Annotated in this window: 21 protein-coding genes and 3 pseudogenes; 14 read left to right on the top strand and 10 right to left on the bottom strand. The window is 68.5% G+C overall.

What is annotated here, in order from left to right:
• Positions 1–7 precede the first annotated feature (7 nt).
• A pseudogene (locus A5775_RS25045) lies at positions 8–157 on the top strand (acetoacetate decarboxylase); the annotation flags it as partial.
• Positions 158–220: 63 nt separating this feature from the next.
• Here A5775_RS25045 and A5775_RS17605 read toward each other — a convergent pair.
• Both A5775_RS17605 and A5775_RS17600 read right to left on the bottom strand, forming a co-directional pair.
• Positions 221–763 (bottom strand): annotated as a pseudogene (locus A5775_RS17605) (acetoacetate decarboxylase family protein); the annotation flags it as partial.
• Positions 760–1,711 (bottom strand): annotated as a pseudogene (locus tag A5775_RS17600) (SDR family NAD(P)-dependent oxidoreductase). The pseudogenes A5775_RS17600 and A5775_RS17605, both read right to left, overlap by 4 nt.
• Before the next feature lie 65 nt (positions 1,712–1,776).
• Here A5775_RS17600 and A5775_RS17595 point away from each other — a divergent pair.
• Positions 1,777–2,664 (top strand): IclR family transcriptional regulator, encoded by an 888-nt coding sequence (locus A5775_RS17595; RefSeq protein ID WP_067255191.1) that lies wholly within the window; start codon positions 1,777–1,779, stop codon positions 2,662–2,664.
• Here A5775_RS17595 and A5775_RS17590 read toward each other — a convergent pair.
• Positions 2,661–3,935: an amidohydrolase family protein gene (locus tag A5775_RS17590; protein WP_067255189.1), complete on the bottom strand. Its 1,275-nt coding sequence runs from the start codon at positions 3,933–3,935 to the stop codon at positions 2,661–2,663. The two genes, A5775_RS17595 and A5775_RS17590, sit on opposite strands and share 4 nt — an antisense overlap.
• Positions 3,936–4,052: 117 nt before the next feature.
• Between A5775_RS17590 and A5775_RS17585 the strand changes: the two genes are divergently transcribed.
• From A5775_RS17585 to A5775_RS17570, 4 genes are all read left to right on the top strand, one after another.
• Positions 4,053–4,271, top strand: a complete 219-nt coding sequence (locus A5775_RS17585) for a hypothetical protein (protein ID WP_067255186.1) — start codon at positions 4,053–4,055, stop codon at positions 4,269–4,271.
• A gap of 85 nt (positions 4,272–4,356) precedes the next feature.
• Positions 4,357–4,728: a DUF4189 domain-containing protein gene (locus A5775_RS17580; RefSeq protein ID WP_067255184.1), complete on the top strand. Its 372-nt coding sequence runs from the start codon at positions 4,357–4,359 to the stop codon at positions 4,726–4,728.
• A gap of 114 nt (positions 4,729–4,842) precedes the next feature.
• Positions 4,843–5,217, top strand: a complete 375-nt coding sequence (locus A5775_RS17575; protein ID WP_067255182.1) for a DUF732 domain-containing protein — start codon at positions 4,843–4,845, stop codon at positions 5,215–5,217.
• Positions 5,218–5,436: 219 nt separating this feature from the next.
• A complete protein-coding gene (locus A5775_RS17570; RefSeq protein ID WP_067255180.1) occupies positions 5,437–5,649 on the top strand; it encodes a hypothetical protein in 213 nt (70 codons plus the stop codon).
• Positions 5,650–5,686: 37 nt separating this feature from the next.
• Here A5775_RS17570 and A5775_RS17565 read toward each other — a convergent pair whose 3' ends face one another.
• Both A5775_RS17565 and A5775_RS17560 read right to left on the bottom strand, forming a co-directional pair.
• A complete protein-coding gene (locus tag A5775_RS17565; RefSeq protein ID WP_067255177.1) occupies positions 5,687–6,031 on the bottom strand; it encodes a DUF732 domain-containing protein in 345 nt (114 codons plus the stop codon).
• Positions 6,032–6,080: 49 nt separating this feature from the next.
• Positions 6,081–6,398 carry a DUF732 domain-containing protein gene (locus tag A5775_RS17560; protein WP_067255174.1) on the bottom strand — a complete coding sequence of 106 codons (318 nt, stop codon included), beginning with the start codon at positions 6,396–6,398 and terminating at the stop codon, positions 6,081–6,083.
• 102 nt (positions 6,399–6,500) lie between these two features.
• On the opposite strand from A5775_RS17560, the gene A5775_RS17555 reads away from it, so the two are divergent.
• The 3 genes from A5775_RS17555 (at position 6,501) to A5775_RS17545 (ending at position 8,386) form a co-directional block, all read left to right on the top strand.
• Complete coding sequence (locus tag A5775_RS17555) at positions 6,501–7,271, top strand: Clp protease N-terminal domain-containing protein (protein ID WP_067255170.1); 771 nt, start codon at positions 6,501–6,503, stop codon at positions 7,269–7,271.
• A 93-nt stretch (positions 7,272–7,364) separates the two neighbouring features.
• Positions 7,365–7,883 carry a hypothetical protein gene (locus tag A5775_RS17550; protein WP_197512691.1) on the top strand — a complete coding sequence of 173 codons (519 nt, stop codon included), beginning with the start codon at positions 7,365–7,367 and terminating at the stop codon, positions 7,881–7,883.
• On the top strand, positions 7,871–8,386 hold the full coding sequence (locus tag A5775_RS17545) for an N-acetyltransferase (RefSeq protein ID WP_067255162.1): 516 nt from the start codon (positions 7,871–7,873) through the stop codon (positions 8,384–8,386). Before A5775_RS17550 ends, A5775_RS17545 begins: the two co-directional genes overlap by 13 nt.
• Here the strand turns inward: A5775_RS17545 and zapE are convergent.
• Positions 8,364–9,485, bottom strand: coding sequence for a cell division protein ZapE (gene zapE / locus A5775_RS17540; protein ID WP_156660751.1), 1,122 nt, complete (start codon positions 9,483–9,485; stop codon positions 8,364–8,366). The genes A5775_RS17545 and zapE overlap by 23 nt on opposite strands.
• Between zapE and A5775_RS17535 the strand changes: the two genes are divergently transcribed.
• The 4 genes from A5775_RS17535 (at position 9,484) to msrB (ending at position 13,760) form a co-directional block, all read left to right on the top strand.
• On the top strand, positions 9,484–10,251 hold the full coding sequence (locus A5775_RS17535; protein ID WP_067255155.1) for a pyrimidine reductase family protein: 768 nt from the start codon (positions 9,484–9,486) through the stop codon (positions 10,249–10,251). The two genes, zapE and A5775_RS17535, sit on opposite strands and share 2 nt — an antisense overlap.
• Before the next feature lie 14 nt (positions 10,252–10,265).
• A complete protein-coding gene (locus tag A5775_RS17530) occupies positions 10,266–11,825 on the top strand; it encodes an alpha/beta hydrolase (RefSeq protein WP_067255152.1) in 1,560 nt (519 codons plus the stop codon).
• A gap of 39 nt (positions 11,826–11,864) precedes the next feature.
• On the top strand, positions 11,865–13,208 hold the full coding sequence (gene aftC / locus A5775_RS17525) for an arabinofuranan 3-O-arabinosyltransferase (protein ID WP_067255149.1): 1,344 nt from the start codon (positions 11,865–11,867) through the stop codon (positions 13,206–13,208).
• A gap of 126 nt (positions 13,209–13,334) precedes the next feature.
• Positions 13,335–13,760 carry a peptide-methionine (R)-S-oxide reductase MsrB gene (gene msrB / locus A5775_RS17520; protein WP_067255145.1) on the top strand — a complete coding sequence of 142 codons (426 nt, stop codon included), beginning with the start codon at positions 13,335–13,337 and terminating at the stop codon, positions 13,758–13,760.
• A 225-nt stretch (positions 13,761–13,985) separates the two neighbouring features.
• Here the strand turns inward: msrB and A5775_RS17515 are convergent, their stop codons facing one another.
• From A5775_RS17515 to hemE, 4 genes are read right to left on the bottom strand one after another with little or no spacing between them, the layout of a single operon-like run.
• Positions 13,986–14,738, bottom strand: a complete 753-nt coding sequence (locus tag A5775_RS17515; RefSeq protein ID WP_067255141.1) for a class I SAM-dependent methyltransferase — start codon at positions 14,736–14,738, stop codon at positions 13,986–13,988.
• Complete coding sequence (gene hemQ, locus A5775_RS17510; RefSeq protein WP_067255137.1) at positions 14,735–15,430, bottom strand: hydrogen peroxide-dependent heme synthase; 696 nt, start codon at positions 15,428–15,430, stop codon at positions 14,735–14,737. Before hemQ ends, A5775_RS17515 begins: the two co-directional genes overlap by 4 nt.
• A 17-nt stretch (positions 15,431–15,447) precedes the next feature.
• Positions 15,448–16,812, bottom strand: a complete 1,365-nt coding sequence (locus A5775_RS17505) for a protoporphyrinogen oxidase (RefSeq protein ID WP_067255133.1) — start codon at positions 16,810–16,812, stop codon at positions 15,448–15,450.
• Complete coding sequence (gene hemE / locus A5775_RS17500) at positions 16,809–17,858, bottom strand: uroporphyrinogen decarboxylase (protein WP_197512687.1); 1,050 nt, start codon at positions 17,856–17,858, stop codon at positions 16,809–16,811. Before hemE ends, A5775_RS17505 begins: the two co-directional genes overlap by 4 nt.
• A 110-nt stretch (positions 17,859–17,968) precedes the next feature.
• On the opposite strand from hemE, the gene A5775_RS17495 reads away from it, so the two are divergent.
• On the top strand, positions 17,969–18,790 hold the full coding sequence (locus A5775_RS17495) for an enoyl-CoA hydratase/isomerase family protein (RefSeq protein WP_014382911.1): 822 nt from the start codon (positions 17,969–17,971) through the stop codon (positions 18,788–18,790).
• Positions 18,791–18,818: the final 28 nt, after the last annotated feature.

Genomic DNA, 18,818 nt, shown 5'->3' with positions numbered 1-18,818 from the left:
GGCCCAGGTGAACACCGAGTTCTACTTCAAGTTCCTGCGCGCCCCCGACGGCGGCGGCCTCACCGACCCCCACCTGGTCTACGGCGAGTACCACCGGCACTACGAGGTGCTGGAGCACATCGACGGCTCCCTCGAGTTGGGGGAGTCGCCGTTGGATCCGGTGGCCGACATCGTCATTCGGCAGATCAGGTCGATCACCTGGTGTCGCCGGCGCACCGTCCAGGTGGGGGTCGGTGAGGCCGCCGCCGTCGGGGGCGCGCAGGAACTTGAAGTAGAACTCGGTGTTCACCTGGTCGAGCGGCAACTCCGCCGGACCGGTGATCTGGCCGCTGACTCTGATCAGCGGATAACCCAACCGGTCAACGCCGGCGGTGACACGATCGCCGTCGCGCTCGACCTCGATGCGCGCCAATTTCTTTGGCTCACCGAAGGTTTCACGCCCGCCCGTGACCGACTGCTCGGTGGACTGGGGCATGAAGAGCGGATAGTCGCCCTCGACGTCGCCGTGCCGGGCCGTCACCGAAAACACCGCCGACCCGAACGGCGCCATGCCCTCGATCTGGACCCGCTGAAGCTGGATGCGCACCAGCGGTTCGGCCGCCGGCTCCAGCGGCTTGGGCAGCACGGCCGCGACGATTTCCGGATCGGTCAGGTAGGTGACGGTCACCGCCTCGGTGGCGATGGGCGCCTTGGTGGCATCGATCTCGTGGTCGACTTGCGCCTCGGGCGGGCGAGGACCGTAGCGGATTACGTTGGTGTTCAACGTTTTTCTCCTTTCGTTTCGGAGCCCTTCCCGGCGTCCTTCCCGGCGTTTTGTCCGAGGACGTCGACCAGGTAGTCGGGAGCTCCACGCGCGAGGATCGACGCCGCCTTGCTGCTCACCACCTGATCGGCCGGAGTGGGTGGGCCCATCATCCAGAAGCGGTCCGCCCGAATTCCGTCCACCACCTGGTCAGCGACGGTCTCCAGCGGGGTGAACTCGACGTGGGCGCCGGCCGCCTCGAAGCGGGCCACGACCTTGTCCAGTGTCTGGGCGGGCGTGCGGCGTTGCTGGGTCGCGGCGTAACGCTGCGGCCGGTGCCGCCACGACTCCCAGATGCCGGTGTTCAAAAAGCCGCCGGGGAAAAGGACGTGCGCCCGAACCCGGGTCCCGGTCATCTCCAGGTGCGTGTAGAGGCTCTCGGTCAGGCAGAGCACCGCCGCCTTGGTCATCGGGTAGACGGCCGTGGCCGGCCCGCCCATGGCACCGCGGGCGATCGGCGCGAACCCGCCATTGCCCGAGCAGGTGTTGACCACGTGTCCCTCGCCCTGCTCGAGCAAGACGGGCACGAAGGCCTTGATGCCGTGGATGACGCCCAGCACGTTGACGTCGATCCCCCACCGCCAGTCGGCCAGGTCGTGTTCCCACATGTACCCCTCGGAGACCCCGCCGGTGCCGGCGTTGTTGCACACCACGTGCACCGCGCCGAAGCGGGAGACCGCCTCCTTGGCCAGCGACTCGACCGAGGAATAGTCGGTGACGTCGGTGAGGACCCCGGCGGCCTCGATGCCCTCGTCCGCGAGCGCCCGGGGTCGCCTCGTCCAACGGTTCGGCGAGGACGTCGGCCAGCACCACCTTCATGCCCTCGTGACCGAAACGGCGGCCCATGGCACGGCCGATGCCCCCGGCCCCGCCGGTTACGACCGCCACCTTGCCGCGCAGGTCTTCCATTGTGGCCATGGTCACATGGTCGCGTATATCACCGCAAGAAGTCGCATTATGCGACCATTGTGCCCATGGCACCGCGCCCCTCGCCGCAGACCGAACGGGTCGTGAACCTGTTCGAGCATCTGGCGGGCGATGGGAGTGCGGGGATGACGTTGGCCGAGGTGTCGCGCCAGTTGAGCGTCCACAAGGCCAGCTGCCATTCGATGCTCTCCGAATTGCTCCGAGCCGGCTGGCTACTGCGCGACCCGGTGCGCAAGACCTACCACTTGGGCCCCGCCCTGGTCCGCCTCGGCCGCGAGGCGGCCGGCCGATACCCCGCCCTGGTGCTGGCCCGCTCCGCGATGGCCGAGCTGTCGGCCGCGACGGGCGCCCACTGCGTCGCCTTCTCGGTGAGCGAGGACTACTCCACCGTCGTCGATCAGGTCCGAAGCCCGCACGGCGGCGGTCATCCGATGCCCATCGGCACCCAGTTCCCCCACCGCCCGCCCTATGGGGCGTCGACGGTTGCCTGGGCCGGCGCGGAGGCCCGGGAGCGCTGGCTGGCGGCCCTGCCGGACGACGTGCGCGATCGCTACCGCGAGGCCATCACGACCGCCCGGCGGCGCGGCTACGCGGTCGGGCTGCACCTGCTGCCCGATCTGCGCCTGCAGGAGTTGGCCCTGCTCGTGCGCAGCGCCGAGGTGCGTTCCACCCGGCTGAGCCAGCTGGCGCAGGCGCTGACCGACGAATTGATCCATCAGGAGGAGTGGTTCCCGGCCACGCTTGCCCCGGACCGCACCTACGAGGTGAGCCACATCGACTCCCCAATCCTGGGGCCGGGGTCCCGCATCGCCCTGATGCTCAGCCTGGTTCCCAGCGCCGAACCGATTAGCGGCACGGCGGTCACCCGCCTTGGGGCGCAGCTCTCTTCGGCTACCCGCCGACTGAGCGCCGCCTTGAGCGACGAATCCGGTTAGCGCCGTTCGGGAGCCAGCCGCTTGAGGGCCAGGCCCCCTTCGAACGGCCGGTAGCCGAACGCGGCTGGGGCGTGATAACCCGTGTCCTCCAAGGGAGTGGACACCTCCGCAACGGTCGGCCCGATCTTGGCCGCCACGGGCACCAACGCCTCGAGGTCGAAACGGTACAGGCGACCGGCATTGCCGCCCAATATCTTTCGGCAGACATCCTGCGGCCTGTCGTGCAGGGCCCATCGGATGGCCAACTTGGAGTGGGGCGCAAAGCCCTCCTCATGGGGATAGTCACTGCCCCACATGATGTGCTCGGGCCCCATGAAGTCGATCATCGCGCCGTCGTACGGCATCAGCTCAGTGGCGAAAAAGCAGTTCCGCTGGACGTATTCGCTCGGCGTCAGGGTCAGCTCGTCGACCGACGATCCGCCGAACATTCCGTAGGTGCGATTGCCCGCGTCGGACTTCATGGTGGGCACCATCGCGTCGAGGACGCCGAGTTGCCCAGGCACCCACATCGTGCCCTGCTCCGTCGGCACGAATCGCAGCGTCGGATACCGCTCGAACACCCCGGCCAGGATCAGGTGTCCCAGGGTCCGCTGGGCCCACAGCGCCATCTCGGTGATCAGCACCGCGTTGGAGGCCGGCTGGTCCATCGGCATCTCCGGGCTGCCGGCACCCGCATGCTGCACCACCGTGAGGTCCAGTTCGGCGCACAGCGCCCAGAGCGGGTCATAGCGCGTGTGAAAAAGTGGGGCCACCTGCGGGTCGCCCGGCGAAACGGGCGGAATCAGCACGCCGCCAAAGCAATCCTGCTCCACGCCCCAGCGGATTTCATCCAGCGCCAGCTCGACGTCGTTGGGAAAGATCTGGATCAGCCCGCGGCGGCGGGTCGGGGCCAGCGAACAGAAATCGACCTGCCACCGGTTGTGGGCCTGCACGCCGGCCCACCGCTTCTCGAACTCCGCACGCGTGCGGGGCAAGCTGATGGTGATGTTCGGGGTGGTCGGGAAGAACGGCGGAACGGTGTTGGGCAACAGCACCTCGGCGGCCACCCCGTCGGCATCCATCTCGGCGATCCGAAGCTCGTGGTCCCAGTTCCGGTTGGCGGTGGCGATGATCAGATCGTCGAACGGGCTGGCGTACGCCTTGGCCCACGCATCGAACTCATCGTGCAGACCCGCCGGCAGATACGGTTTGTAGTCGTAAAGATCCGCGCCGGCGTGGGTATCCGTCGAAATGACGACGTATTGATCCAGCGTGTCCCAGGTTGTAGCCATCGCGCCCTCCAATGAGTAGGTCGAGTATAGGAGACACGGATCGGCTGGCGAAGGGCGAATGTTCGCGAGGACGCCCGCAGTACCGTGCGTCGCCACGGCCATAGCAAGATGTGAGGTGTGAGTTGGACGAGGTACGGCGCCAGGGCGCTCGCGGATATCACCCTGGACGGCGAAGCGCTTCACGCTGAGCTCGAAGACTTTATCCGCGTTGACAATCCGCATCTGACCGACGTTCGGCTGGAGCGGGCAACGGCGGCCGAGACGTACGACGCCGAGCCCCACAAACGGTGGTATGAGGTCACCTATCTGGCCGAAGACCCGGAGAACAATTCGTAGCTCTGCACCCCGCGCCCCAAACCCCCGCGCCACCCCTGACCTGGGCGCTAGATTCCTCTCCTGAGCGTTGCGAAGGAGCGAACCGGTGCGGTCACTGATTGCCGTCGTCGTGGCGGCCGGTTGCGCGATCGTCGCGCTGCCGGCGCCGACAGCCTCGGCCGACGATGACTTCGTCGCCCTGGCCGTGTCCGTCGGGAGCGGACGCGCCGCCGGCTGGGGCACCGGCGGCAGCCAGGACCAGGCGAATCAACTCGCGCTCGCCCACTGCACCGCCGAGGCCGGCGATGTCTGCGAGGTCGTGGCCGGCACGCGCAACGGCTGCGCCTCGGTGGCGTTCGACCGCTCGGGCAGGTTCCAGGGCGGGTCCGGACCGGACACAACGGCAGCCAACGCGGACGCCCTGGCCAAGCTGGCCGCGCCGAATGGGCGGATCAAAGCGTCACATTGCTCGTCGTGAAACCAGGACGGTACGTGGGGCGCGAATGGCGAGATGGACACCGCGATTTCGGCTATCGTTCAGGTAAGTCGTCCTTGACTCGTCGCCGATTGGCCCGCGCTTAGAGGGGAGGCCATGGCTCATCCGAAGGCCGGTTTCGCGAAGCGGTCGACCGCCTGCGCGATCGCCCTGATCACGGGCGCACTGGCCTGCGCAACACCAGCAGCGGCGGACGACGACGCCGACGATGCGTTTCTCGCCGGGCTCGATAGGGGCGGAATCACCATGTTCGACGACGACGATGCGATCGCGACGGCCCACGCGGTGTGCTCCAGCATCGAGGCGAACCCGAACGTATCGATGCTGGCAATCAGACTGACGAAGCAAACGCCCATGTCCGCGAAGCAATCTGGATACTTCATCGGCCTTTCGGTGGCTAGCTACTGCCCGGAATACAGAGACGATGTCGACCCTTCGATGGGCTGGCTGATACCACCCCCGATCCTGTGAGAGCGCGGCAGAGCCGGTCTTGATGCCGTGGGCGATCAGCTTGGGCCAGAAGGGCTTTGGCGACCGGAGCGACGGCGTCAAGGTCCATCCGCCGTTCGAACGCGGCGACGAGATGATCTCGGCGCGCGTCGGGTACCGTTCGTCGATGGTCGCCGGGGCCAAACACTGCGAAACATCGTGCACATCAGGTATTTCCGCTAGGGGCGTACAGTCGCGTTCATGAATTTGGTCGAGTGGCTGCGGACGCCCCGCTACCTGCGGACACGCTTCATGATGGAAACGCGGCCCCTGAACCGTCTGGAGATGGAGATCGTGTTCCTGGAGGTCGCCGCCCGCGACGCGTTGGTGCGCCTTCCCGTGGCGTTCATGCTCCTGCCGAAGACCTCGCGCCCGTGGCGCGATCAACCGTCCAACCCGGAGCAGGGCAAGTAGGGCTGGGTGGACGGCACGAGCCGCCTGACCGCTCGGCTCAGTTGCCGACGGCGCCGTCGGGCTTCGGGCCGCGGTCCTCGCCGGTGATGTACTTCGGGCAGTAATGGGCGGCCGAGAGAAAGGTGAACTTGGCCGCGCTGGCGCCCTGGAAGGCCGGGTTCTGGTTGCGCAGGTCCGAAACGATCTTCGCGTCCGACTGGCCGTCGTCCAGTAGTTCGCACACCGACTTGCCGACGGTGATCGCGTTGCCGGCGTCCTGGTAGGTGATGCCTGCGTCGCGCAGGTCCTTGAGGAAATCCTGATCGTTGTCGATGTCGGCGTGGGCCGGTGCGGCCAGGCCGATCATGGCAGCGGCGCTACACAGCCCGAGGAGAAATCGCATAACGGCCACGATCCTCCCAAACCCGGCGGGAATTGGCATCTCGACGCCGCTACGGGGTGTGCGTGATCGCCGTGATGGCGTTCGGGCAGTACGAGTTGGCGGCGATGGCCGCGAACTGGTTGGCCTTGTCCTCGTTCAGCGCGGAGTTCTTGGACAGCAACGTCTTGACCACGTCGGGCATCTGCGTTCCCTGACCGACCGTGTCGCACACCCATTTGCCCGCCCCGACGGCCTTGTCCGGATCGGCAAAGCTGATGCCGGCCGCGTGCAGCGACGCGATGAACGCGTCGTCGGTGCCGTCGGCGTGCGCCGGCACGGCCAGGCCGATCGTCACGGCGAGGCCCGACAGGGCGAGCAGGAGCTTCATGGCCCACCGATTCTCCCAGAGGGATCGCGCCCGCGCATCTCCTGACTTTGAGCCGTCAACCATCGGTTGACAGCCATGGGTCGTCAACCTACCGTTGACGACATGCCCGATCCCACCCGCATCGCCTATCCGATCCGCCTCGACGAGCTGATCAACGCGATCAAGACGACACACCCCGACGTCTTGGATCAGCTGACCGACGCCGTGCTGGCCGGCGAGCACCTGGGCGAGATCGCCGACCACCTGATCGGCCACTTCGTGGACCAGGCCCGCCGCTCCGGAGCGTCCTGGACCGACATCGGCAAAAGCATGGGCGTCACCAAACAAGCCGCCCAGAAGCGATTCGTCCCCCGCGCCGAGACCGCCACCCTGGACCCCGACCAAGGTTTTGCGCGGTTCACGCCGCGGGCGCGGAGCGCGGTCGTCGCGGCCCAGAACGCCGCGCACGAAGCGGGCAACAGCGAGATCACCCCCGACCACCTGCTGATCGGGGTCCTCGCCGATGCGGCCGCTCTGGCCACGGTGCTGCTGCGCCTGCAACAGATCGACATCGAGGCGCTGCGCGACGCGGCGGCCGCGTCGATCGCCGCGCTACGCGTGGAAGATCAACCGCCCGAACTCATCCCGTTCAGCGGACCGGCGCGCAAGGCGCTCGAATTGACCGTGCGCGAGGCCCTTCGGCTCGGCCACAACTACGTCGGCACCGAGCACCAACTGCTGGCGCTGCTCGAGCTCGAGACCGGCCCCGCCAGCCAGGGGCCGCTGCACCGATGCGGCGTCGACAAAGACCGGGTCGAGGCGGATCTGATCCAGGCATTGGAATCGCTCGGCGGCGGCAAAAGCGTTGCCCCGGACGCCGACGGAGACGGCTGACCGGTGCGGCCGACCCCTCCCTCGGGCACTACCGCGTGTGCGATCATGCGAAGGTCCCCCGCAACGGTGCCAAGGAGGCAAGACATGGCGAAGATGCGCCGCTGGCTGGTATCGGTGTCCGCCTTGTTGGTTGCCGCTGCGAGCATCACCGCCGTCGTGCCGGTCCCCCGCGCGTGGGCCGGTGACGCGCCGATCGGCCACATCGGCGACACACTGCGGGTGGACACCGGCACGTTCATCGCGGACGTCACCGTGAGCGGCGTCGCCCCCTGCGACCCGCCGCCGGGATTCGGCTACACGCGCGAGGGCACCTATAAAGGCTTCCCCGGCAGCTCCGTCGAGCGCGCCGACGTGACCATTCGCGCGATCCGGGTGCCCAATCCGTACGTCATGGCGACCATCTTCAGTTTCAACGGCGTGACCCCGAACGCCGACGCCTACAAGCCGCGCGCCTCCGATGCGCCCGACGCGCTGGACAGCGTGATCGTCAACGCGCCGAACGGGGCGATCGTGCGCGGCGGCGTGTACTGGGACGCCTACCGCGACCCCGTCTCCACCGTGGTCCTGCTGGACAAGAAGACGGGCTATCACCTCGCCCAGTGGAATCTTTGATCCGGACCGTCCACGTCGCCGCGGCGGATTCCACCGACGCCGCAGAGCTGGCCAGCCTTGCGGCACAAACCTTTCCGTTGGCCTGCCCGCCCACGGCGGCCCCGCAGGACATCGCGTCGTTCGTCGAGGCCAACCTGTCGGTCGAACGCTTCGCGGAGTACCTCGCCGATCCGCGCCGCGCGATCCTGACCGCGGCGCTGGGCGGCCGAATCATCGGTTACGCCATGCTGATTCGCGGCCCCGCCGACGGCGCCACCGAGCTGTCGAAGATCTACGTGCTGCCCGCGCATCACGGCGGCGGGGTTTCGACGACGTTGATGGAGGCTACCCTGGCCACCGCCGGGCAGTGGGGCGCGCCCCGCGTGTGGCTGGGGGTCAATCAGGGAAACGCACGCGCACAACGCTTTTACGCCAAGTGCGGCTTCAGGATCGAGGGCACCAGGACGTTTCAGCTCGGCGCTCACCTGGAACACGACTATGTCATGGTTCGCGAGCTCGGCTAGCCGCCGCGGTCAACGCCAGGAGCCGGGACGTGGCGCGTAGGTACTTCTTTCGGTATCCACCGGCCAGCATCTCCTCGCTGAAGATGGCATCCAGTTTGGTGCCCGACGCCACCACGGGAATGCCGGCGTCATAGAGCCGGTCGGTCAGCGACACCAACCGCAGCGCGACGTTCTGATCGTCGATCCCGTGCACGCCGGTCACAAATACCGCGCTCACCCCCTCGATCAACGTCAGGTACCGCGACGGGTGCATGGTGGCCAGGTGCGCGCACAGTGCATCGAAGTCGTCGAGCGTCGCCCCGCCGACCTGCGCGGCGCGCTCGGCCACCTGTTCGTCGGACAGGGGCTGCGGGGCCGGCGGCAGACCGCGGTGCCGGTAGTCGGGCCCCTCGATCCGCACGGTGGTGAAAATGCTTGCCAGCGTGTTGATTTCACGCAGGAAGTCCTGTGCCGCGAAGCGGCCCTCGCCGAGCTGCTCGGGCAACGTGTTGGAGGTGGCGGCCACCGACACCCCGCGCTCGACCAGTGACGAGAGCAGCCGCGCGATCAGCGTGGTGTTCCCCGGGTCGTCGAGCTCGAACTCGTCGATGCAGACGGCGGTGTAGGTGGCCAGCAGGTCGACGCATTCGGCGAAGCCGAACACCCCGGCGAGCTGGGTGAGCTCGCCGAAGGTCGCGAACGCCTTGGGGGCCGGGCCATCCGGCGTCCGGCCCGGCCCCTGGCCGGGCAGCTCGTAATACGCCGACGCCAGCAGGTGCGTCTTGCCCACCCCGAACCCGCCGTCCAGGTACAGCCCGACGCCGGGTAGAACCTCCCGTCGTCCCAACAGTTTTCGCCTGCCCGCGCGGCGCTGTGCGGCCTGCCGGCAGAAGTCCTGACACGCCACGACCGCGGCGGCCTGTGTCGGCTCGGCCGGATCCGGCTGGTACGTCGCAAAGCTCACGTCGGCGAACGTCGGGGGCGGCCTCAATTGGGCGATCAGCCGCTCCGGCGACACGGTCGGATGCCGGTCCACCAGGCGAGCCACACCGCGCGAAGCGCCCGCGGAGGTGGACCCGTGCATGCAGGAACTGTAGCGGCGTGCTGCAATCAGACCCATGCCCGAGACGCCACTGTCGCTGCTCGGCTCGGTGCGCGAACTCGACGACGGCGAACTCCCCCGGATGTACGGCTATCCCGAGCACGGTGCCGAACAACGGGGCACCTGGGTGCGGGCGAACTTCATCACCAGCGTCGACGGCGGCGCCACCTCGGGCGGCAGCAGCGGGGCCATGGGTGGCCCGGGCGACCGGTTCATCTTCAACCTGCTGCGTGAACTCGCCGACGTCATCGTGGTGGGCGCGGGCACCGTGCGGATCGAGGGCTACTCCGGGGCGCAGCTGAGCGTCGCGCAACGTCAGCACCGGCAGGCCCGCGGACAAAGCGAGGTCCCGCCGTTGGCGATCGTGACCAAGTCGGGCCAACTCAACCGGGACATGGCCGTGTTCACCCGCACCGAGGTGCCGCCCCTGGTGCTCACCTGCACCGCTTCGGCGGCGCAGACGCGGCGGCTGCTCAGCGGCTTGTGCGAGGTCCTCGACTGCTCCGGTAGCGATCCCGAGAAGGTCGACGAGGCCGCCCTGCTGGCCACCCTCGGCGCGCGCGGGCTGCGCCGCATCCTCACCGAGGGCGGCCCGATGCTACTCGGCTCGCTGATCGATCGCGGCATGCTCGACGAGCTGTGCCTGACGATCGCGCCCTACATCGTCGGCGGCCAGGCGCGACGCATCGCGGCCGGCCCGGGCCAGCAGCTCACCGGGATGCGTTGTGCCCATGTCCTGACCGACGACGCCGGCTACCTTTACACCCGCTACGTCAGGGCCTAGCTACTGTGGTCGGCATGAGTCGGCCGTACACGTGCGCCACGATCCTGGTTGCGGTGACCGCGTTGCTGGCCGGCTGCGTCCCGGGCCTGGCCGCCAACCCGCGCTTTGCCACCAATTCCGGTGCGCGGCCGCAGGGTGCGGCCACCTCGAAGCCGGCGCCCGGCGGCCCACCCCCGATCGCCGCACCCAAAAACGACTTGGCGTGGCACGACTGCACCTCGCGGGTGTTCGCCGACGCGGGGGTTCAGGCCGCCCCGGGCGTCCGGCTGGATTGCGCGAGCTTCGACTCCGACCTCGACCCGGTGAACGGCGGGGGCGGCAGCCTGAGCATCGGCGTGGTGCGCGCCCGCGCGAATCAGACGCCCCAAGACGCCGGGCCGCTGGTCTTCACCACCGGCTCGGATCTGCCGTCGTCGGCGCAACTGCCGATCTGGCTGTCCCGCGCCGGCGCCGACGTGCTGGCCGCCCACCCCATCGTCGCCGTCGACCGGCGCGGCATCGGCCTGTCGAGCGCCATCGACTGCCGCGACAAGTTCGACCGCCAAGAGATGCGCGACCAGTCGCAGTTCCAGGCCGGCGACGACCCGGTGGCCAACCTGTCCGAGGTCGCCAACACCGCCACCACCAACTGCACCGACGCCATCGCCCCGGGCGCGTCCGCGTACGACGACGCGCACGCCGCCTCCGACATCGAGCGGCTGCGAACGACGTGGGACGTGCCCGCCCTGGCGCTGATCGGAATCGGCAACGGCGCGCAGGTGGCGCTGGCCTACGCCGGATCGCGCCCGGACAAGGTCGCCCGCCTGATCCTGGACTCCCCGGTGGCGTTGGGCACCAACGCCGAAGCCGCCGCCGAGCAACAGGTCAAGGGTCAGCAGGCCGCGCTCGACGCCTTCGCCGCCCAGTGCATCGCCGTAAACTGCGCGCTGGGCGCGGACCCGAAAGGCGCCGTCAGCGCTCTGCTGGCCGACGCCCGCGCCGGCAAGGGCCCCGGCGGCGCGTCGGTGGCACAGCTCGCCAACGCCATCACCGTCGCGCTGGGCTTTCCCTCCGGCGGCCGCGTCAACGCCACCACCGACCTGGCCAACGCGCTGGCGGCCGCCCGCTCCGGTGACACCAACGGGCTCAACAACCTGATCAACCACGCCAACACCACGCAGGACTCCGACGGTCAGTTCGTCAACGTGTGCAGCGATGCGGTCAACCGCCCCACCCCGGACCGGGTGCGTGAGCTGTTCGTCGCGTGGGGCAAGCTCTACCCGGAGTTCGGCACCGTCGCCGCGCTCAACATGGTCAAGTGCGTGCACTGGCCCACCGGTTCGCCGCCGCCCTCACCGAAGACCCTGAAGGTCGACGTGCTGCTGCTCGGTGTGCAGCACGACCCGATCGTGGGGACCGACGGGGTCGCCGCGACCGCGGCCACCATCATCAACGCCAACGCGGCCAGCAAGCGGGTGATGTGGCAGGGCATCGGCCACGGCGCCAGCATCTATTCGGGCTGCGCGGTTCCGCCGCTGATCGGCTACCTCAAGAGCGGCAAATTGCCCAACACCGACACCTACTGCCCGGCCTGATGCTGCTTCGATGCTGCTTTCAGCGAGCCGGGCGCGCCGGTGTACGGTGCGCTGGTGACGGCAGCTGAATCGACCCGAACCGGCTCGCGTGAGTGGCTTCTGGCCGCCTTTCGTCCCCGCACCGGCGCACCGAGCGTGGCGAGCGTGTTGCGGTCCGCGCTGTGGCCGATCGCCATCTTCTCGGTGCTGCACCGCAGCATCGTCATCACCACCAACGGCAACATCACCGACGACTACAAACCCGTCTACCGGGCGGTGGTGAACTTCCGGCGCGGCTGGGACATCTACAACGAGCACTTCGACTACGTCGATCCGCACTACCTGTATCCGCCCGGCGGCACGCTGCTGATGGCCCCGTTCGGATTCCTGCCCGAGTATCCGTCGCGGTACCTGTTCATCCTGATCAACACCCTGGCGATCCTGGGCGCCTGGTATTTGCTGCTGCGGATGTTCAACTACACGCTGTCCTCGGTCGCCGCGCCCGCCCTGCTGCTGGCGATGTTCTGCACCGAGACGGTGACCAACACGCTGGTGTTCACCAACATCAACGGCTGTGTGCTGCTCGCCGAGATGCTGTTTTTGCGCTGGCTGCTGGACGGCCGGGTCAGCCGGCAGTGGTGGGCCGGCGTGGCGATCGGTTTGACGCTGACGCTCAAACCGGTGCTGGCCCCGCTGCTGTTGCTGCCGCTTTTGAACCGTCAGTGGCGGACGCTGGTGCCCGCCTTCGTGATTCCCGTCGTCGTCAACGCGGCCGCCTGGCCGTTGGTCAGTGACCCGATGGACTTCGTCACCCGCACGGTGCCGTACTTCCTGGGCACCCGCGACTACTTCAACAGTTCGATCGAGGGCAACGGCGTGTACTTCGGCCTGCCCACCTGGCTGATCGTGTTCCTGCGAATCCTGTTCACGCTGCTGGCGATTGGGGCGCTGTGGCTGTTGTACCGCCACTACCGCACCCGGGACCCGCGGTTCTGGTTGACCAACTCCGCGGGCGTGCTGCTGCTGTGGTCGTTCCTCGTGTCGTCGCTGGCCCAGGGCTACTACTCGATGATGCTGTTCCCCTTCCTGATGACGGTCGTGCTGCCCAACTCGTTGATCCGCAGCTGGCCCGCATGGCTGGGGATCTACGGCTTCATGACCCTTGACCGCTGGCTGTTGTTCAACTGGATGCGATGGGGCCGCGCGCTGGAGTACCTCAAGATCACCTACGGCTGGTCGCTGCTGCTGATCGTCACGTTTACGGTGCTGTATTTCCGCTTCCTGGACGCCAAGGCCGAGAACCGGCTGGAGGACGGTATCGATCCGGCGTGGCTGACGGCCGAGCGTGAGCGTGAGGTGATCGCAAGCGCGGCGGAGCCGGGCGCAGCGGGTCACCTCCATTGAGCCCGCGGTGATCGCAAGCGCGGCGGAGCCGGGCGCAGCGGGTCACCTCCATTGAGCCCCGCGGTGATCGCAAGCGCGGCGGAGCCGGGCGCAGCGGGTCAGCACAATTAGGGTTAGCGTGGATGCATGACCTCCCCCGACGTGTCGCAGCCCAAGGTGCAACTGAGCGACGACGAGTGGCGCAAGAAACTCAGCCCAGAAGAGTTCCAGGTGCTGCGCCAGGCCGGCACCGAGCGGCCCTTCACCGGTGAATACACCGACACCAAGACCGAAGGCGTGTACGAGTGCCGCGCCTGCGGCGCCGAATTGTTCCGCAGCACAGAGAAATTCGAGTCGCACTGCGGCTGGCCGTCGTTCTTCGACCCGGCGGACTCCGATGCGGTGATCCTGCGGCCCGACCATTCGCTGGGCGCGACGCGCACCGAGGTGCTGTGCGCGAACTGCCACAGCCACCTGGGCCACGTGTTCGCCGGTGAGGGGTACCCGACGCCGACGGACCAGCGGTACTGCATCAACTCGGTCTGCTTGCGTTTGGCGCCGGCCGGGGAGTAGCCCCGCGCCTCGGTATTTCCCTTACGCCTCAGGGGTCCCGCGGAGTCGGGACAGGCTAAATGCCCGCCTTTCAGCGACAACTGGGCTCGCCGCGGGCCGGGCACCCCGATTGTCGCTGAGAGGCGGGCACAAGCGCACTATCCTCCGCCGGTGACGGATGGGACGGCTGGGACTGAGCGGGCGGGGGCGACGCCCAAGCGAGGCGGGGGCGGCGCGGGAGCGGCGTCAGTCGACCCGCGTGGCGTGCACTTCCCAGAACGGCGCAAGCACCCAGCCGCCGTCCAGCCAGGGCTCCATCGCGCGGAACCGTTCCAGCAACTTCTCCGCCTCGTCGGCCATGTCGGGATTGCGGGCGGCCATCATCTGGATGGACTCAGCACTGATGTTGATTTGGTAGGTGGTCGGGCCGAGATAGGTGATCTCCCAACCGGCGTCCGGAAGCACGTCGCGAAAGTCGTTCTCGGACAACGACCGCAGCATCTTGAAGCCGTTGACGTTGTGTTCGCCGAACTCGAACATGTACAGCCGCGCGCCCGGCTTGGTCGCGCGGCGCAGCGCCTCCACGTAGGACCTTCGCAGCTCGGGCTCGGTGCCGAAAGTGTGATAGAACGCGCAATCCACCACCGTGTCGAAACGACCATCGAAACCGTCCAGCTTCGTCGCGTCGGCCAGCTCGAAATTCACTGACACCCCGGCCTTTTGCGCGTTCTCGCGGGCGCGTTCGATGGCGCCCGCCGAGCCGTCGATGCCGGTCGCCGAATAACCCTTCGAGGCGTAATAGATGGCGTGGTGTCCCGGGCCGGTGCCCGGGTCGAGCACCTCGCCCTTGATCGCGCCAACCGCCACCAGCTGCTGGACCACGGGCTGCGGGCCGCCGATGTCCCAGGGGGTGGCGGCCGGCAGCCCGTGCGACGTCCGCTCGTCGCGGTACATCTGCTCGAAGCGGGTGGGATCGGTCGGATCGAATGGTGTTGTCATGGCAGGGCTTTCACCAACTGCTCGACGGGTACCCGCGGGCCGGTGAAGAACGGCGTCTCCTCGCGAGTGTGCCGGCGGGCGTCGGTGGCGCGCAGTTCGCGCATCAGATCGACGATGCGGTGCAGTTCGGGGGCCTCGAAGGCCAGGATCCACTCGTAGTCGCCGAGCGCGAACGCCGGCACCGTGTTGGCGCGGACATCCTTGTATTCGCGGGCCGCCATGCCGTGCTCGGCGAGCATGCGACGGCGTTCCTCGTCGGGCAGCAGATACCACTCATAGGACCGCACAAAGGGATACACGCAGATGTAGGCGCCGGCCTCCTCGCCGGCCAGGAACGCCGGGATGTGGCTTTTGTTGAACTCGGCCGGGCGATGCAGGGCGACGCTGCTCCACACCGGCGAGCACGCCCGCCCCAGCGCCGTGGTGCGACGGAAATCGGCGTAGGTGGCCTGCAGCGCCTCGACGCGTTCGGCGTGCGTCCAGATCATGAAGTCCGCGTCGGCCCGCATGCCCGCCACGTCGTAGAGGCCGCGCACCACGACGCCGCGCTCCTCCTGTTGTTTGAAGAAGGTCGACGCCTCATCGATCACGTCGTCGCGCTGGTCCCCGAGCTCACCGGGCTCCACGGAGAAGACCGAGAACATCAGGTAGCGGATCGTGGAGTTGAGTGAGTCGTAGTCGAGCTTGGCCATGAAACCTATCGTGCCACCTACGCGTCCAAGTCTTCGATGGCCTTGATCACACGCTCGGCCGCGCGCCCCGCCGCACCGACGCAGGCCGGCACGCCGATGCCGTCGAGGTAGCTGCCCGCCACCGCGAGTGTCGGCGGCAGACCGGCGCGGACCTCGGCCACCAGGTCGGCATGACCCGGTCCGTACTGGGGCATGGCGTCGATCCAGCGCTGCACCCGGACGTCCACCGGGTCGACCGCCAACCCGAACACCGTGGACAGATCGCCCAACGCCCAGGTCAGCAGCTCGTCGTCCGCGGTGCTGGCCGCCACGTGATCACCGAATCGCCCGAACGACAGCCGCAGCAGCTGCACGTCCGCGCGCACACCCCACTTGCGGGACGACAGCGTGATGGCCTTGGCCCGCAACCGCTCACCGGTGGCCACCAGCACGCCCGAACACGCGGGGAACGCGGTGTCCCCCGGCACCGCCAGCGCCAGCACCACCGACGATGCGCTGGCGATGCGCCCGGCGGCGGCGACGCTGCGCGGGGCGATGTCGGCGAGCAGGCGGCACGACTCCCGAGCGGGGACGGCCAAGATCACCGCGTCGGCGGGCCAGCGGGCGCCGGCGTCGTCGAACACCGTCCAGCCCGTGTCGGCGCGCTCGAGGCGCGGCACCGCGGCGTACACCCAGCGCGGCCGGGCGCGGGCCACGAGCTCTTCCACCAGCACCCGGTAGCCCCCGTCGAGCGCCCCGAACACCGGAGCGCCGGTGGCCGGCGGCAGGGCCTGCCGGACGGCGTCGGTCAGGCTCGCGGCGCCGCGGTCCAGGGCCGCGGCGACGGTCGGGGCGGCGGCGCGCAGGCCGATGGTCGCCGCCGAGCCCGCATAGACCCCGCTCAGCAGCGGATCGACCGACCGCGACACCACCTGGTCACCGAACCGCTCGCCCACCAGGTCGGCCACCGCGGGGTCGTCGCCGGCGTGCCACTCCAACCCACGGGAGGGTTCGGCGTCGATGCGGGCGACGGTCGCCTCGTCGACCAACCCCGCCACCGACGCCGCCGACGACGGCATCCCCACGACGGTGCCCGTGGGCAGCGGGCGTAATTGTTGCCCGCTGTAGACCAATGGGCGGGCCCCGGTCGAAACCAGTTGGCGCCCGGTCAAATTCAGTTCACTCAGCAGCGCCGGCATCTCGGGCCGACGCAGCACGAACGCCTCGGCGCCCAGGTCCATCGGCACCCCGGCGACCGTCTCGGTGCGCAGGATTCCGCCGAGCCTCTCCCCCGGGTCGAACAGGGTGATGGCCGCGTCGTCGCCGAGGGTCATGCGCAGCCGGTAGGCCGCTGTAAGCCCCGAAATCCCGCCCCCGACAACGCAATACGAGCGGGCCGTCATAGCGAGTGGACCAGCGACACCAGGTCGGTCAACACTGCGGGATCGGTTTCGGGCAGCACGCCGTGGCCGAGGTTGAAGACGTGACCCGCCGCCCCGGCGTCGACGGCGCGCCGACCGTCCTCGACGACGGCGCGCGCCGCGCGTTGCACCACCGGCCAGCCCGCCAGCAGGACCACGGGATCGAGGTTGCCCTGCAACGCGGTGCCGGGTTGCACACGAACCGCCGCCTCGGCGAGCGAGGTTCGCCAATCCACGCCCACCACGGACGCGCCGACCTCCGACATCGCGCCCAGCAGTTCGGCGGTACCGACCCCGAAATGCGTCATCGGCACGCCGTAATCGGCCAGGGCGGTGAAAATCCGGGCGCTGTGCGGCTGCACATAGCTGCGGTAATTCTCCAGCGACAGCGTCCCGGCCCACGAGTCGAACACCTGAATCGCGTCCACCCCGGCGTCCAGTTGCACCCGCAAGAACCCCACGGTGATGTCGGTCAGCTTCTCCATCAACGCATGCCAGCTGTCGGGCTCGGCCAGCATCATCGCCTTGGTGCGCGCGTGGTGGCGGCTGGGACCGCCCTCGATCAGGTAGGACGCCAGCGTGAACGGCGCGCCCGCGAAACCGATCAGCGGCACACCGCCGAGCGCGGACACCAGCAACGACACCGCCTCGGAAATCGGCTGAACCCGTTGCCGCTCAAGCGGCTTGATCGCCGCTACGTCGGCGGTGGTGCGCACCGGCGACTCGATCACCGGCCCGACCCCCGCGACGATGTCCAGGTCGATGCCGGCGCCGAGCAGCGGCACCACGATGTCGGAGAACAAGATCGCCGCGTCGACGGCGTGGCGGCGCACCGGCTGCAGGGTGATCTCGCAGACCAGCTCGGCGTCGAAACACGCCGACAGCATGTCGTGCTGGGCCCGCAGCGCCCGGTATTCGGGCAGCGACCGGCCGGCCTGCCGCATGAACCACACCGGAATCCGGTGGGGTTTGCGGCCGCCCGCGGCGGCCAGATACGGCGACTCGGGAAGGTCGCGGCGCGCGCCCACACTGTTGTTCATTGGCCTGTTCATTGGCCTCAATGCTGCCATGACCGCCGAACGCCGAACGCCGCTGCGTACTATCGCGACCGCAACCGTTTTGAACGTCAGGAGCCCGGATGCCCGTCAGCCAGCCCCCAGTGAATTACGACGAGTTCCCAAGCCTGCGCTGCGAGCTCGGTGAGAACGGCGTGCTGACGCTGGTTCTCGACTCCCCGGGGCTGAATTCGGTCGGGCCGCAGATGCACCGCGACCTCGCCGACATCTGGCCGGTGATCGATCGCGATCCGGCCGTGCGCGTCGTCCTGGTCCGCGGCGAGGGCAAGGCCTTTTCGTCCGGCGGCAGCTTCGACCTGATCGCCGAGACCATCGGCGAATACGAGGGCCGCATCCGCATCATGCGCGAAGCCCGCGACCTGGTGCACAACATGATCAACTGCGATACACCCGTCGTATCGGCGATCCGGGGACCGGCGGTCGGTGCGGGCCTGGTGGTGGCCCTGCTCGCTGACATCTCGGTGGCCGGCCGCACGGCGAAGCTCATCGACGGGCACACCAAGCTCGGCGTCGCGGCGGGCGACCACGCCGCGATCTGCTGGCCGCTGCTGGTCGGCATGGCCAAGGCCAAGTACTACCTACTGACCTGCGAGACCCTGCTCGGCGAGGAGGCCGAACGAATCGGCCTGGTGTCCACCTGCGTCGACGACGACGACGTCCTGTCCACCGCCACCCGCATCGCCGAGAACCTGGCGCAGGGCGCCCAAAACGCCATCCAGTGGACCAAGCGCAGCCTCAACCACTGGTACCGCATGATGGGCCCCACCTTCGAGACATCGGTGGGCCTGGAATTCCTCAGCTTCAGCGGCCCCGACGTGCAGGAAGGCCTGGCCGCGCACCGCGAGAAACGCCCGGCGCGTTTCACCGGCGGATCTGCCACCTGAGCTGGACATATACCTTTGGTGAAGTCCT

The sequence above is a fragment of the Mycobacterium sp. 852002-10029_SCH5224772 genome, from assembly GCF_001667315.1.
Lineage (GTDB): Bacteria > Actinomycetota > Actinomycetes > Mycobacteriales > Mycobacteriaceae > Mycobacterium.
The sequence above is the reverse complement of the archived record's forward strand: the minus strand, read 5'-3'. Positions and strand labels throughout refer to the sequence as shown.

Coding starts and splice junctions, on each gene's coding strand:
- A5775_RS17595 (WP_067255191.1), top strand. CDS start 1,777: ATGGCACCGCGCCCCTCGCCGCAGACCGAACGGGTCGTGAACCTGTTC.
- A5775_RS17590 (WP_067255189.1), bottom strand. CDS start 3,935: ATGGCTACAACCTGGGACACGCTGGATCAATACGTCGTCATTTCGACG.
- A5775_RS17575 (WP_067255182.1), top strand. CDS start 4,843: ATGGCTCATCCGAAGGCCGGTTTCGCGAAGCGGTCGACCGCCTGCGCG.
- A5775_RS17570 (WP_067255180.1), top strand. CDS start 5,437: ATGAATTTGGTCGAGTGGCTGCGGACGCCCCGCTACCTGCGGACACGC.
- A5775_RS17565 (WP_067255177.1), bottom strand. CDS start 6,031: ATGCGATTTCTCCTCGGGCTGTGTAGCGCCGCTGCCATGATCGGCCTG.
- A5775_RS17560 (WP_067255174.1), bottom strand. CDS start 6,398: ATGAAGCTCCTGCTCGCCCTGTCGGGCCTCGCCGTGACGATCGGCCTG.
- A5775_RS17555 (WP_067255170.1), top strand. CDS start 6,501: ATGCCCGATCCCACCCGCATCGCCTATCCGATCCGCCTCGACGAGCTG.
- A5775_RS17550 (WP_197512691.1), top strand. CDS start 7,365: ATGCGCCGCTGGCTGGTATCGGTGTCCGCCTTGTTGGTTGCCGCTGCG.
- A5775_RS17535 (WP_067255155.1), top strand. CDS start 9,484: ATGCCCGAGACGCCACTGTCGCTGCTCGGCTCGGTGCGCGAACTCGAC.
- zapE (WP_156660751.1), bottom strand. CDS start 9,485: ATGGGTCTGATTGCAGCACGCCGCTACAGTTCCTGCATGCACGGGTCC.
- A5775_RS17530 (WP_067255152.1), top strand. CDS start 10,266: ATGAGTCGGCCGTACACGTGCGCCACGATCCTGGTTGCGGTGACCGCG.
- msrB (WP_067255145.1), top strand. CDS start 13,335: ATGACCTCCCCCGACGTGTCGCAGCCCAAGGTGCAACTGAGCGACGAC.
- A5775_RS17515 (WP_067255141.1), bottom strand. CDS start 14,738: ATGACAACACCATTCGATCCGACCGATCCCACCCGCTTCGAGCAGATG.
- hemQ (WP_067255137.1), bottom strand. CDS start 15,430: ATGGCCAAGCTCGACTACGACTCACTCAACTCCACGATCCGCTACCTG.
- A5775_RS17505 (WP_067255133.1), bottom strand. CDS start 16,812: ATGACGGCCCGCTCGTATTGCGTTGTCGGGGGCGGGATTTCGGGGCTT.
- A5775_RS17495 (WP_014382911.1), top strand. CDS start 17,969: ATGCCCGTCAGCCAGCCCCCAGTGAATTACGACGAGTTCCCAAGCCTG.